14 protein-coding genes are annotated in these 13,937 nt (G+C 39.3%); 3 read left to right on the top strand and 11 right to left on the bottom strand.

What is annotated here, in order from left to right; translation table 11 throughout:
- Positions 1–6: 6 nt before the first annotated feature.
- The 8 genes from ACZ5R4_RS15160 to ric form a co-directional block, all read right to left on the bottom strand.
- Complete coding sequence (locus ACZ5R4_RS15160) at positions 7–651, bottom strand: response regulator transcription factor (RefSeq protein WP_109982884.1); 645 nt, start codon at positions 649–651, stop codon at positions 7–9.
- Between the two features lie 5 nt (positions 652–656).
- Positions 657–1,712 carry a PAS domain-containing sensor histidine kinase gene (locus tag ACZ5R4_RS15155; RefSeq protein ID WP_109982982.1) on the bottom strand — a complete coding sequence of 352 codons (1,056 nt, stop codon included), beginning with the start codon at positions 1,710–1,712 and terminating at the stop codon, positions 657–659.
- A gap of 5 nt (positions 1,713–1,717) precedes the next feature.
- On the bottom strand, positions 1,718–2,170 hold the full coding sequence (locus ACZ5R4_RS15150; RefSeq protein ID WP_146202416.1) for a GAF domain-containing protein: 453 nt from the start codon (positions 2,168–2,170) through the stop codon (positions 1,718–1,720).
- A 101-nt stretch (positions 2,171–2,271) separates the two neighbouring features.
- Entirely contained in the window at positions 2,272–2,961 is a 690-nt protein-coding gene (gene narI / locus ACZ5R4_RS15145) for a respiratory nitrate reductase subunit gamma (RefSeq protein WP_464367560.1), read from the bottom strand.
- Positions 2,958–3,533, bottom strand: a complete 576-nt coding sequence (narJ, locus tag ACZ5R4_RS15140) for a nitrate reductase molybdenum cofactor assembly chaperone (protein WP_054860433.1) — start codon at positions 3,531–3,533, stop codon at positions 2,958–2,960. Before narJ ends, narI begins: the two co-directional genes overlap by 4 nt.
- On the bottom strand, positions 3,526–5,061 hold the full coding sequence (gene narH / locus ACZ5R4_RS15135) for a nitrate reductase subunit beta (RefSeq protein ID WP_277678639.1): 1,536 nt from the start codon (positions 5,059–5,061) through the stop codon (positions 3,526–3,528). The genes narJ and narH overlap by 8 nt, the downstream gene beginning before the upstream one ends.
- The gene (locus tag ACZ5R4_RS15130; protein ID WP_109982888.1) at positions 5,051–8,728 is read right to left on the bottom strand and encodes a nitrate reductase subunit alpha; all 3,678 of its coding nucleotides are present in this window, start codon (positions 8,726–8,728) and stop codon (positions 5,051–5,053) included. Before ACZ5R4_RS15130 ends, narH begins: the two co-directional genes overlap by 11 nt.
- 169 nt (positions 8,729–8,897) lie before the next feature.
- Positions 8,898–9,605, bottom strand: a complete 708-nt coding sequence (ric, locus tag ACZ5R4_RS15125; protein WP_464367559.1) for an iron-sulfur cluster repair di-iron protein — start codon at positions 9,603–9,605, stop codon at positions 8,898–8,900.
- 296 nt (positions 9,606–9,901) lie between these two features.
- On the opposite strand from ric, the gene ACZ5R4_RS15120 reads away from it, so the two are divergent.
- Positions 9,902–10,327, top strand: coding sequence for a hypothetical protein (locus ACZ5R4_RS15120; RefSeq protein WP_109982890.1), 426 nt, complete (start codon positions 9,902–9,904; stop codon positions 10,325–10,327).
- Positions 10,328–10,344: 17 nt separating this feature from the next.
- Here the strand turns inward: ACZ5R4_RS15120 and ACZ5R4_RS15115 are convergent, their stop codons facing one another.
- Genes ACZ5R4_RS15115 through ACZ5R4_RS15105 form a run of 3 tightly spaced genes read right to left on the bottom strand, consistent with a single transcriptional unit; the run spans position 10,345 to position 12,442 of the window.
- Positions 10,345–10,989, bottom strand: a complete 645-nt coding sequence (locus tag ACZ5R4_RS15115; protein WP_464367558.1) for an O-methyltransferase — start codon at positions 10,987–10,989, stop codon at positions 10,345–10,347.
- 23 nt (positions 10,990–11,012) lie between these two features.
- Positions 11,013–11,435 carry a FosM family fosfomycin resistance protein gene (gene fosM, locus ACZ5R4_RS15110; RefSeq protein WP_054860437.1) on the bottom strand — a complete coding sequence of 141 codons (423 nt, stop codon included), beginning with the start codon at positions 11,433–11,435 and terminating at the stop codon, positions 11,013–11,015.
- 17 nt (positions 11,436–11,452) lie between these two features.
- Complete coding sequence (locus tag ACZ5R4_RS15105; protein ID WP_464367557.1) at positions 11,453–12,442, bottom strand: zinc-binding dehydrogenase; 990 nt, start codon at positions 12,440–12,442, stop codon at positions 11,453–11,455.
- A gap of 151 nt (positions 12,443–12,593) precedes the next feature.
- Here ACZ5R4_RS15105 and ACZ5R4_RS15100 point away from each other — a divergent pair, with 151 nt between their 5' ends.
- On the top strand, positions 12,594–13,409 hold the full coding sequence (locus tag ACZ5R4_RS15100; RefSeq protein ID WP_109982983.1) for a helix-turn-helix transcriptional regulator: 816 nt from the start codon (positions 12,594–12,596) through the stop codon (positions 13,407–13,409).
- Positions 13,410–13,491: 82 nt separating this feature from the next.
- The gene (locus tag ACZ5R4_RS15095) at positions 13,492–13,917 is read left to right on the top strand and encodes a VOC family protein (protein WP_245902223.1); all 426 of its coding nucleotides are present in this window, start codon (positions 13,492–13,494) and stop codon (positions 13,915–13,917) included.
- Positions 13,918–13,937: the final 20 nt, after the last annotated feature.

Below are 13,937 nucleotides of genomic sequence, written 5' to 3'. Positions count from 1 at the left end.
ACTCCCTTAAAATTCTAACAATTTCTTTTTTAACGCATATTCGACTAATTCAGGCTTACTCTTTAGATTTAATTTTTCCATAATCTTTGCTTTATGTGCTTCGACTGTTTTGACAGAAATATATAGCATTTCGGCAATCTCTTTATTTCCATATCCTTTTGCGACCAACGGCAAAATCTCTAATTCCCTTTTCGATAAAATCTCAAGCCTATCGTCCTGATTTGCTTCACCATTTTTGATGAATTCACGGACAAGAGAGTTGGTCATTTTAGGTGAAATATAGGTTCCATTGTTTTTCACCGTACGAATCGCTGCTATTAATTCTTGGTCTGGCGCATTTTTTAGTATATAGCCTGCTGCACCATTTTTTAAAACATGAAATAAATATTCGTCATCATCATGCATGGTTAAGATTAATATTTTCGTAGAGGGAAAATCCTCATGAATTCTTCCTGTTGCAATTAAACCACTTTCTCCCGGAGGCATGCTTAAATCTAGTAATAAAACATCCGGCTCATGTTGTGCCACCTTTTGATAGGCTTCCATTCCATCTGCCGCCGTATCTACAACTTCCATATCATTCTGGAAATTTATTATCATAGAAAATCCGCTTCTCACAACAGCATGATCATCTGCGATCACAATCTTCATGGGCTTTACTCCTCCTCCAATTGATTTGGTATAGGAACCGACAGAAAAACAGTCGTTCCTTTATGATGCTCGGAATGGACCTTTAGCTTACCATTAATCAGTTCCGCCCGTTCCTTCATGCCAAACAAACCGATACCAGACCCTTTTACTGTCGGATGGTCTACATCAAAGCCTTCTCCTTTATCCCGTACATAAAGCTCTAGTCGATCTTCACTTTCCGTAAGAATAACCGTTATTTCTGCAACCTTTGCATACTTAACAGCATTCAATACCGCTTCCTGACAAATACGATAAACGGTTGTTTCCATATTTGGTAGATAACGGCGCTGCTTGATCGTAGAAGTAAAGCTTACTTCAATGCCATAGGTTTGTTTCACCCATTTAAAATGTGAGCGAAACGCTGCCTCTAGGCCAAGATCATCAAGAGAAGCTGGCCGTAAAAATACGGATAGATCACGAATATCCTCAATCAAACGGTTTAGCGTTCCTTCCGTATCATCTATTTTCTTTAGAATATCCTTCTCATCCATATACCTCATTACACGAATATCAACAAGTGTACTAATCAGCTCTTGAACGACACTATCATGAAGCTCTCTAGAAATACGCCTTCGTTCTTTCTCCTGAGCATCGATAGTTTTTTGAAGCATCTTGTTGCGATAAACAAGCTCTTGTTTTTTATATTGTAAAGTTAAATCACGGAGCATAAACACATACACTCCGTTTTCCTCATCGATCATGTGGTAACTAGCAGCATATGGTACAATTCCTTTACCATTCGTTTCTAAATAAACCTGAAATGAGGTGAAATCACTTTCGGGATCCTTTAAATAGCAATGCACACAGGTCATTAGATGCTCATCACTCGTGTACCCCCTACAAAAGGAGCAAAGGGAATTAATGTTTCCACCTTTAATTTTTTGTAACAAACTAGGGTCGATAATTTGTTCTGCAGCTGGATTTAGGGATAGGATATTCCCCTCTTCATCCAGGAAGAAAATTGCTTCTGTGCTGTTTTGATACATCTTGACTAAAAAATCGATCATCTGATTATTCGTCATTTGAATCAATTTGTCATCAACTCCTGCAGATAAAGTGGACCGAAGCACTCACCAAGTTCATCCATCATACGTTGATATAATGCTATGCCTGCTCCTTCAATTTCTCTACTTGCTACTAGCAAAACAGCTGTGACACGGTGATTTTTGAATAGCGGCAATGCGACAAAGCTCTTTATTTGTTCAAACTGAAGAATCGGATAATGATACATCTTGTTTGGATCTATTTGAGTAGGTACATTGGATACAATATAAGGCTTCCCAGATTTAAAAACAGCACCAGCAACCCCTTTGCCTGTACGTAATTGAATCCTCTTATATTGCTGGTTTAAATTACCAGATATATACTTCCATTTTAATAAAAACTGCTCCTCAGGTAAAACCATAGCTAGAGCAACTAAATCAACTTCGTAAATTTCATGAAGCTGATGAATCGCCGTTTGAAAGTCAAAGGATTCCATACCTTCTCCCCTTCTTTCCAATAATGTAAGACCCCTATCAATGGGCTTTCAGATATTAGCGTCGTTCTTGAAGCAAGAGACGGCTAATTCTATAATCATGGTTAAGACGTTTTTCTTTTTTTATGTCTTCTATATAGAATATAACTTCTACCAATATAATTCAATGGTACACTCCACACGTGAACCAAACGTGTAAAGGGCCATATAGCAAAAATGAGAAAGCCAGTAAATACATGAAGCTTAAAGGTTAGCGGAACATCTGTCATATAAGAAGGATCTGGTCGAAAAATAAGTAGGTCCCGAAACCATACAGAAATCGTCTCACGGTAATCAAAGTCATGCTGCACGTTATTCGTAACTAATGTGGAATAAACACCCATAAACACAATAAATAACAGCAAAATATTCACAACGATATCCGATGTAGAGCTTAGCTTACGGACCGATTCTTTCGTAATACGTCTAGAGGTTAGAAGTAGCATTCCCGCTAAAGTAACCACACCAAAAAATCCACCAGCATAAACAGCCCCAATATGATATAGGTGATCATTTACACCTAATGCCTCCATCCAGGACTTCGGTATCCCTAGTCCCGCCACATGGCCTAATATAACGGGTATTATCCCGATGTGGAATAATAAACTACCGATCATGAGCTGTTTTTTCTCAATAAATTCACTAGATTTCGCCGTCCAACTAAATTGATCGTGCTTATAGCGATAGAAATGCCCGATTAAAAATGAAGCAATGCAAAGATAAGGGAAAATCACCCACAAAAATTGATTTATCATTTGGATTCAACCTCCTGCTTTAGCACACAGGATTTCATCAGCTCACGCATCCCTTGAATTAAATAGAAATAAGGACTATTTTGTTTTTCCAAGGTCTGCAATAAGTGATAGGTCCCGTCTTCGATTACAGCAAATAATAACGAGAAACTCTCTAGTGATCGTTCATCTTCTAGCCAATCTGCAGCAAAGATAAATTCACACATTAATGGTAGATAGTCTGAAAGTTCTGCTTGATCCATATTTAATCCATACATCTCATATAAGACCTTAAGGCGGGCAAGCATTTGCCCACGCTCCTTACTATCTTCGAATTTAGCATAGGTCATGTATAAGGTTGCTTTTTTCTGAAAATCAAATGTTTCAATATATTGCTCTTGAATCTTATCCAGCTCATCGAATTTACCGATCTTATCCCAATACGACCGAAAAGATGAAAGTCCCGGCATACCTGATGCAAAAGTTGCCTCAAAGAATTCCTCGTTAAAGATCGATAACTCCTCCGGATAGGAGAGATGTTGACTGAAAAAATCAAATGCTTGCTTATATTGATTTAATTTTTCTAAATTAATCACGCCAAATCCCTCCATAGAAGGTTTCTTCGTATATTTCCTTTCCTGATTTCTCCACTGGCATAGCCGGACCACAGCCGTCACAGCCCATATCATAGCCTTCAGATCCTTGCGCACGATACGTATCCATATATCCTTCCTTATGGGAGGTAGGAATAACGAAACGATCCTCATATTTAGCGATGGAAAGCAAGCGATACATTTGCTGTGTTTGATGTGCAGAAAGACCAACCCGATCTAGACGGGATTCGTCGAATTCTTTTCCACTTGATAAAGCGCGCATATAGGACCGCATCATGGCCATTCGCTGCAATGCTTCTTTTACTGCATCGGCATCACCAGCTGTTAACATATTAGCTAAATACTGAATCGGTGTACGCATTTCCTCAATAGCTGGGAAAATAGCATCCGGATTTTTAATCGAATCCCTTCCTTCGAAATAACTCATAATCGGACTAAGTGGTGGCACATACCATACCATCGGCAATGTCCGATACTCTGGGTGTAATGGAAAGGCTAGTTTATATTCGATGGCAAGCTTATATACTGGTGAATTTTGTGCTGCTTCAATCCAATCCTCTGAAATCCCATCTTTTCTTGCTTGCTTAATTATTTCCGGATCATGTGGATCTAGAAATAGATCACATTGTGCTTCATACAAATCTTTTTCATCAGGAGTTGATGCTGCCTCTAAGACACGATCAGCATCATAAAGGAGTACTCCTAAATAACGAATTCTCCCCGTACATGTTTCAGAGCAAACAGTTGGGAGGCCTGATTCGATCCTTGGAAAACAGAAGGTACATTTTTCTGCTTTATTTGTTTGCCAGTTAAAGTACACTTTTTTATACGGGCAGCCTGTCATGCAATAACGCCAGCCACGGCATGCCTCTTGATCCACTAAAACAATCCCATCTTCGTCTCGCTTGTACATAGCTCCAGATGGACATGATGCCACACAGCTTGGATTGAGGCAGTGTTCACAAAGCCTTGGTAAATACATCATAAATGCTTGCTCAAAATTAAATTTAATCTCTTCTTCGATTTTTTCCACATTCGGATCTTTCGGTCCAGTGACATGTGCCCCAGCTAAATCATCCTCCCAGTTTGGCCCCCATTTGACCTCCATTTTCTCACCAGTGACTGCTGAATGAGGTCGCGCAACAGGCTGATGCTTTTTTTCCTCTGAAGTGGTTAAATGCTCGTAATTATAAGTCCATGGCTCGTAATAATCCTTCATTTCTGGCATATCTGGGTTATAAAAGATTTTCCCCATTGCGATTTTGGATAGCTTGGAGCCAGATTTGAGCTCCAGCTTCCCTTTTCGCATTTGCCAGCCACCTTTATATTGTTCCTGATCCTCCCATCGCTTTGGATAGCCCATTCCTGGTTTTGTCTCAACATTGTTAAACCACATATACTCTGCTCCCGGGCGATTGGTCCAGGTGCTCTTACACGTAACACTACAGGTGTGGCAGCCAATACATTTGTCTAAGTTCATAACCATTGCCACTTGTGCTTTAATCTTCAAGCCAATCAACCTCCTTCATTTTCCGAACCGCTACATATTCATCTCGCTGATTACCAATAGGTCCATAGTAGTTGAAACCATAGCTTAGCTGTGCATATCCTCCAACCATTTGTGTTGGCTTCACGTGAATCCGTGTCGGGGCATTATGGCTTCCACCACGTTCACCTGTAAGCTCCGATCCGGGCACATTAATATGCTTATCCTGTGCATGATACATAAACATGGTTCCTTGTGGCATTCGGTGACTGACGACGGCACGTGCTGTAACGACACCATTTCGATTGTAGACCTCTAGCCAATCATTGTCCTCGATATGATGTGCTTTTGCATCGAGATCACTTATCCATACCGTTGGTCCTCCTCTAAACAAGGTGAGCATGTGCAAGTTATCTTGGTAGGTAGAATGGATATTCCATTTTCCGTGTGGCGTCAAATAACGCAATACGAGAGCATCCTTCCCTCCGATTACCTTCTGATCATGCTTTCCAAAGACCATTGGTGGCAGTGTAGGTTTATAAATTGGCAATGACTCCCCAAACTGTATAAAGATTTCATGATCGATATAAAAATGCTGTCTTCCAGTCAATGTTCTAAATGGCACTAATCTCTCAATATTTGTCGTGAATGGAGAATAGCGTTTCTTCCCTTTGTTGGACCCAGTGAATACAGGTGTCGGAATCACTTCACGTGGCTGTGCAGTGATTTGGTCAAAGGTAATCCGTTCTGCTTCCCTATCGGATGAGATATCCTTTAATTCCATTCCTGTGTCAGCTTCTAATGACTTATATGCTCGTTGAGAAACGGCTCCATTCGTTGCGGAGGAGATGTGAAGCATTGCATTGGCTACCTGTCTCGCTGTTTCCATTTTCGGTAACCCATTTTTAATGGTTTCATCAAAATGTGTACCATTAATTAATTTCAATTCCTCATACTCTTCCTTAACAGAGAAATTAACCCCATGTGCACCAATTTTTCCTTTTTCAATATTCGGACCTAAGGTGACATATTTATCGTAGATTTTCGTATAGTCCCGTTCAACGATTTGAATATTCGGCATTGTTTTTCCTGGGATAGCCTCGATCTCCCCTTTTTTCCAATCCTTCACTAATCCATTCGGTTGCGCCATTTCACTAGGTGAATCATGACCAAGTGGAGCTGTGACCACATCCTGATAGGTTTCAGGTAAACGCTCTTCCGCCATTTTGGAAAAGGTTTTTGCAAGGGATCGATAAATGTCCCAATCAGAGCGTGATTCCCATAATGGATCAATGGCTGGATTAAATGGGTGAACAAATGGATGCATATCGGTTGATGAAAGATCTGTTTTTTCATACCATGTTGCAGCAGGCAAGACTATATCTGCATACATGGGGGTTGCTGTCATACGGAAATCTAATGCTACTAACAGATCTAGCTTTCCTTCAATCTCCTCTTGACGCCATTTGATCTCCTCGGGCTTTTCTTCATCATTTTGCTTAGAGAGCAAGCCATCATGTGTACCAAGTAAATGCTTCATAAAGTATTCCTGACCTTTTGCAGAGCTTGAAATAAGATTGGAACGCCATACGAATAAGGAACGCGGGAAATTCTCTTCTGCATCTGGGTCCTCAATCGCAAAGCTCAGCTCATTAGACTTAAGCTTTTCAACCGTGTGCTGAATAATCTCTTCTTTTGTCGTTTTACCCAGTTTTTTCGCTTCTTCTGCTAATTTTAAGCTATTCTGATTAAACTGCGGGTAGGATGGTAACCAGCCTAATCGTGCTGCTAAAGCATTATAATCCGCAGGGTGCTGATAACGAATTTTTTTACTTGTTGGTGATTTTAGCGAGTCATTTCCCATCTCTTCATATTTCCATTGATCGGAAGCAAAATAGAAAAAGGATGTTGCATTTTGTAAGCGTGGTGGACCTTGCCAATCCTTCGCAAATGCAATGGATGACCAGCCTTCGATTGGTCGACATTTTTCTTGACCAACATAATGAGCCCAGCCTCCTCCATTTTTACCTTGAGATGCAGTTAAAATAACTAAGTTTAAAATAGCGCGATAAATAGTGTCACTGTTAAACCAATGGTTAATCCCTGCCCCCATAATGATCATAGATCTTCCATCAGTATCGATGGCATTTTGTGCAAACTCTCGCGCAACTTGTGTCACGATCGATGCCTTTACTCCAGTAATTTTTTCTTGCCATGCGGGAGTATAATGAGATTTATCATCCTCGTATCCCTGCGACTCAAGGGGACTATTCGCTTTTTTCACACCATATTGGCTGATCATTAAATCATAAACTGTCGTAATTTTTCTTACGGTACCATCCTTTAAGGTAATGGTTTTTGCTGGGATTGGACGGTTAAAGGTACCGTTCCCTTGATTATCAAAAAATGGAAAGGTAATTTCCTCCCACTTCGCATCAAGTGGGACAATTGATAGGGCAGGATCCACCTTCGTTCCGTCTTCATTCTCTAATTTTAAATTCCATTGTTTCCCTTCCTCCCAGCGTTGCCCCATTGTGCCATTTGGCACAAGCATTTCTTTTGTTCTTTCATCGTAAATAACCGGCTTCCAATCAGCATGTTCGGTCTCATAGCCAAGATCACTTGCTCGTAAGAACCTCCCAGCTTTTAACCTGCCATCCTCCTCATCTAACAAAAGTAAAAATGGCATGTCGGTATACTGTTTGGCATAATTAATAAACATTGGCTCTTTTCGTTGTTCATAAAAATCATCTAAAATAACATGTGTCATCGCTTGTGCTAGTGCAGCATCTGTCCCGGGATTTGGTGACAACCAATTATCTGCAAATTTGACATTTTCAGCATAGTCCGGTGCCACGGAAACAACTTTTGCCCCTTTATAACGTACCTCTGTCATAAAATGGGCATCTGGTGTACGGGTTAATGGTACATTAGAGCCCCACATAATTAAGTAACCGGCATTATACCAATCTGATGATTCTGGTACATCTGTCTGCTCTCCCCAAATTTGTGGAGAAGATGGCGGTAAATCCGCATACCAATCATAGAAACTCAACATTTCGCCACCGATTAAGTTAATAAAGCGAGCACCGGAAGCATAGCTAATCATGGACATAGCTGGAATAGGAGTAAATCCTGCGATACGGTCCGGTCCATATTTTTTTATTGTATAAATTAATTGAGCTGAAATTAGTTCAAGTGCAGCCTCCCATGTTACTCTAACGTGACCACCCTTACCGCGTGCTTGTTTGTACAGCTTTGATTTCTCTTCATCTTCGACAATACTTGCCCATGCCTTCACTGGGTCTTCATGTACTTCTATTGCTTCTCTCCATAAGCGCCAAAGCTTGCCTCTCATATAAGGATACTTGACACGAAGAGGACTATATTCATACCAAGAAAAGGAAGCACCACGTGGACATCCCCGCGGTTCAAATTCTGGCATATCAGGCCCACAGGATGGATAATCCACCTGCTGATTCTCCCATGTGATGATGCCGTTTTTCACAAACACCTTCCAGCTACAAGAACCTGTACAGTTAACACCATGTGTGGTTCGCACAACCTTATCATGTGACCATCTGTTACGATACATATTCTCCCAGTCTCGATTTTTTTCTTCTAAAAGTGACCAATTTCCAGCATATTTTTCTACTGGTTTAAAATATCTCAAGCCAACCTTCCGTTTCATCTCGATCTTTCACCCCATTCATTAATGCTAGGTTAATAATTTGTTAGGGAATCATTTATAACCTTTTCTAGTATCTATTATGAATGGAAATCATCACTTCTCCTATTAGGGAATTTCCTATTCATCCGGCAAAAGCCCCTTTAGTTTCGAAATAAAAAAAGGAGCCTCCCTAAAGAAGGTCTCCGCTTTGTCTTACTTTTTTAAACAATACATGATTTTCGATATGAATATGATCACATGTGTCTTTTTCTAATTCATTTAGTCTTTTATAAACTAGCTGAAAGGTGTTACACGCGTCTGTTGGTGGCTGGAAGTCATTTGTGATTTCCCTTAATTCATGTAATAAACCACCAGTTAGGTCATGCTTGCTTTCTAGCTCGAACAAATAAGCATCTACTTTTTTTCTAAGTTTTTCTGATGGTTCTGTTTGATAGGTTTCCAGTATTGGAAAGATATACTGATCCTCCTTATTCATCATGTTAAGAAGTTCTATACGCAATCTATCAAATAGCTGTTTCACTTTTCTTAGTTCCGTTTGTTTCTCTCCATGTACCATAGCCACTTTTTTCACAATTGAAGAAAGGCCTACTAATTCCTCTTTTAGATAACGATGATGCTTCATTTGGATATAATTGATTAAAGTGATTGTATCAAATGCTTTTGGCTTTAGACCGTGGTAATTCTTCTTCCGTGTTTCCACATCTTTAATTTCAAATAAAATCTTTTCTGGATCATACCCCCTTTTTGTTGCCGCTTCTTTTAGTGATGCTTTCCCATCACAATAGTAATCTATCCTTTTATGTCGAAATAAATCCGTTGTCTGAGGTAATTCGGCAACAATCTCCGATACTAGTGTATCAAGTGTTATTTGAGGCATTTCCTCCCATCCTCTCCTCGTATTCTCCCTATCTCTTCCTCAATATAAGGAAAACAGCTAGAAGTCGTCTATTCGGAAATTCCCTATAATCCGTTTAAAAAATGAGTATAAATTTTTCATGAGGTTCCCTATAAGCAAACCACCTATATTCATTCAGGGAATTCCCTAATCTTAAAAACTTCTATGCTATGCTACGATAAAGTAAGACTTAGGATGGTGGATAGTTATCAAACTATCAACGGAATAGTAAGCTCAATGACAAGAAAAAAACGAAAATGATTGAGGAGGAATGCTTCATGACAGGACCATCTTTAAAACAATTACATGCTCATCATGCTATTCATGCAGGTGCACTTGCTGGGGCGATTGCGAAGACGGAGGAGCTCAAGCAATTCATGCGTGAAGAGAATGTAGATAAAATTAATATGGCTGTTTCTGAATTGCTTGATTATTGGGAAAGTAGAATTATTAGTCATGCCGATGCAGAAGAGGAGGAGAATGGGTTTTATCAAGAGATTATAGAGCTTAAGCCTTTATTAAAAGAGGAAATTGTGGCATTAAAACGGGATCACAATCTACTGAGAACCATTGCTGAACAAATAAAAACACAAATGGAGGAGGAAGGCTTCTCTATAGAGATACTGGAAAAATTTCAAGCATTGATTATTGTGAACGAAATTCATAGCCACGATGAGGAGCAAATCTTATTAGCAAATGAGTAAAGTGATAAGTAAATTGTTCACTTATCACTTTTCACTTTTGAAATAGTTAGCCCATCTCCAATTGGAAGGATAATCGATTCTAATTTAGGATGACTAGCAACTTTTTGGTTAAATTGCTTCATCCGTTCTGTACGTGGCTTTGGCTCGATACTAGCATCTGCTACACTACCAGCTGCTAGCACATTATCGGCGATCACTAAAGCGTCCGGTTCTGCTAGCTTGATACAATAATCTAAATAGTTCTCATAATTCCCTTTATCTGCATCAATAAAGAAAAAATCAAATTTTTTATTTTCAGAAGCTAATTTTTCAAGGCTTTTGAGAGCAGGCCCAGTAATATAATTAACTTGATTGCCATAGCCTGCTTTTTTTAGATTTTTATGTGCAAGTGTTGCATATTTTTCTTCTAACTCCAGCGAGGTTATTCTGCCATTCTTCTGAAATCCTCTTGCAAGGCAAATTCCGCTATAGCCTCCAAGCGCCCCTATTTCTAGTAGATTTTTTGCCCCTGAAATAGATACAAGCATGGTTAAGAGCTTGCCTGAAGAAGGCGATACCGAGATAGATGGCATGTCATTTTCCTTAATAGATTCTATAACTTCTTCTAATAATGGGTCCTGTTTGGCAAACAGATTATCTATATATTGATTGACCTTTTTCATGTCCCTTCCACTCCTTTTTATCCTTATAAATAAAACTCCATATGCTTCTTACTTTGTTGATAATAATGTAGTCTATCCTCTAAAGTTCCTGTATGGAACTCAAACTTATGCCCATCTGGATCGGTAAAATAAATAGATTTCTTATCACGCGTATCTCTTTCTCTACCTGAAAGTATATTTACATCTAATTCTTTTAATTTGTTGTAAATTTCGCTATATTCCTTCTCCTCAATAGAAAAGGCAATATGTGTATAAGAGCTATGAATCTCATTACGAGGAATATTTTTTTCCTCATTCAATGCAAGCCACATCCCAAGTAAATCAAAATAAGCTGTCGTATTTCCTTTTACTAATAGCTTTGCTTCGAACACATCCCGATAAAACTTTATCGATTTTTCCAAATTAGAAACGGAAAATAATAGATGATTTAATCCCTTAATTGGCAAGCTACATCCGCCCTTTCTTAAGTCTCCTCCTGCATATGGACAATCATTTTTCCTCGCACGTGTCGGCCCTTTAATTTCTTTAGTCCTTCAGGCAACTCTTTACGGGAAAGAACTTCCGTTACCATGGCATCAAGCCTTTTATCCTTCACCCTTTGCATTAATTCTTGCGCCATGTAAGCTAAATTTCTCCTTGCACGTGCAGATCCACTTTGATGGGCAGCCCCTAGCGCTACTTCATGGATGGATGGAGATAAGGTAAAAGGCTTCACGTCAGAAGTGTCAGGTCCTCCTGCTATATAGGCTAATTGACCAGAAAAAGTAAGGCGTTTTAGGTCTTCTGTTGCTTCTTTTCGTCCTACTGTATTCAAAATAAGGTCAACACCTTCACCATTTGTCTCGTCTAAGATTCGGCTAGTTACATCCTCTGTGCGATAGTCAATGGCTATATCTGCACCAAGCTGTTTAACCCAAGAATGGTTATAGGAAGAGGCCGTGGTAAAAACTTTTAATCCTAATTCTTTAGCTAGCTGAATCGCGAATCCCCCTACTCCACCAGATCCGGCATGGATTAAGATAGATTTTTTCTGAAAATGGTTTAATTTTTGTACAATTCCTTCATATGCTGTCATTCCTGCACAGAGAATGGTAGCAGCTTGATCAAAAGAAACATCATCAGGGATTTTTGCTGTAACATCTGAATCTACTACTGCTTTTTCAGCAAAGGCGCCATTATTCGATAAATTAGTATGACAGGCCACACGATCTCCTATATTAAATCCATGTACTTCTGAACCTATTTCTACAACCTCTCCTGTTAAATCAACCCCAACTACATGTGGATACTTCCAATACGGATTGCCATTTTCGATCATTTTATAATCGACTGGGTTTAATGCCGTACTGATAATTTTTACAACCAATTGATTTTTTTCAGGACTAACATCCGCGATTTCCCCCCACGTTAGGTTTTCTATCTTTCCAGGTTCTTCTATATACCATGCCTTCATCTATTCTCAACTCCTTTTTTCACCCTGTTTTAACATTATGATACCATCTTTATCCAGATCACTAAATCATATTGCATCTGTTGTTCATGAAAGCGATGTTATTATGATAAAATATATTTAACTTTGCTAGGAATGGAGGGAATGGTTGATTATGACAGAATTTCTAACCTATCATCCACCACCACCTTTGTCGGATTATGTTCATATCTTTTGGTACAGCAATGGACTTCAATCACCCCACGAAAAAGAACGCGTACTCCCGGATGGATCAATAGAATTAGTGATCAATTTACGAGAAGATATCATCAAGCTATATGATAAAGAGACGCATGATCACTTTACAAGTTATCAGGGGAGCATCATTTCTGGTCCTCATTCAGATTTTGTTGTGATCGATACCGCAAGTCAAACGAATACGGTAGGTATTCATTTTAAGCCTGGAGGTGCTTTTCCTTTTTTCCCAGTTGCGATTTACGAGTTATGGAATACCCATCTTTCTTTGGAGCAATTATGGGGCGATAAAGTAAAGGCATTACGTGAAAGGCTACTTGAGGCTCGCTCACCTACTTTTATGTTCCACATCTTGGAGCAATTTTTAATAAAGATGAAAAAGGATACAACCAACCACCCAATTATCACCTATGCCCTAGCTAAATTTCAATCACCAGAATATCCGCTTCGAATTAGCGATATCACTGATCAAATCAATCTAAGCCCTCGGCACTTTATCGATATTTTCAAAAAAGAAGTTGGTCTGACACCTAAGCAATTTTGGCGTGTACAACGATTTCAACATATCCTCAGCTCCATTCACAAAGTAGATTCAATTGATTGGATGGATATCGCACTAGCATGTGGATATTATGATCAGGCCCATTTCATTCACGATTTCCGTTCCTTTTCAGGCATAAAACCAACAGCCTATCAATCGAATCAAGATTTTAAAAATCACGTTCCGCTTTTTTAGATAGGTCATTTTTTTACAATAATAAATGACATGTGCTGATTATAATGAATGTAACAAATATTTTTGAATGGAGGAGATTATTATGTATCCTATTCCTAGAGGCCATCACACTGTAGCACCCTATATGATTATTAGAGAAGCTGCCAAAGCGATAGAATTTTATAAGAAGGCATTTGGTGCAAGTGAGGTAATGTGCCTAAAAAATGATAATGGAAAGATAAAGCATGCAGAAATTAAAATTGGGGATTCCATCATCATGATAGTGGACGAGTTCCCAGACTTTGAATTAATGCGCGGTCCCCAGTCGCTTGGTGGTTCTTCTATGCATATTTTCCTTTATGTAGAAGATGTAGACTCTCTCTACCGGCAAGCAATGGAAGCTGGTGCAAAAGAGTTAGCACCAGTAGAGGATCAAGCAGATGGAGATAGGCGCGGAGGATTAATCGATCCATTTGGACATATTTGGTGGATGGCCACACATGTGAAGGATGTTCGATTAGAGGGATAATTCGGGGCGGGCGTTTGACA

The organism is Gracilibacillus sp. JCM 18860, assembly GCF_055395245.1.
Note: the sequence above shows the minus strand (reverse complement) of the source record. Positions and strands in the feature narration are given on the sequence as shown.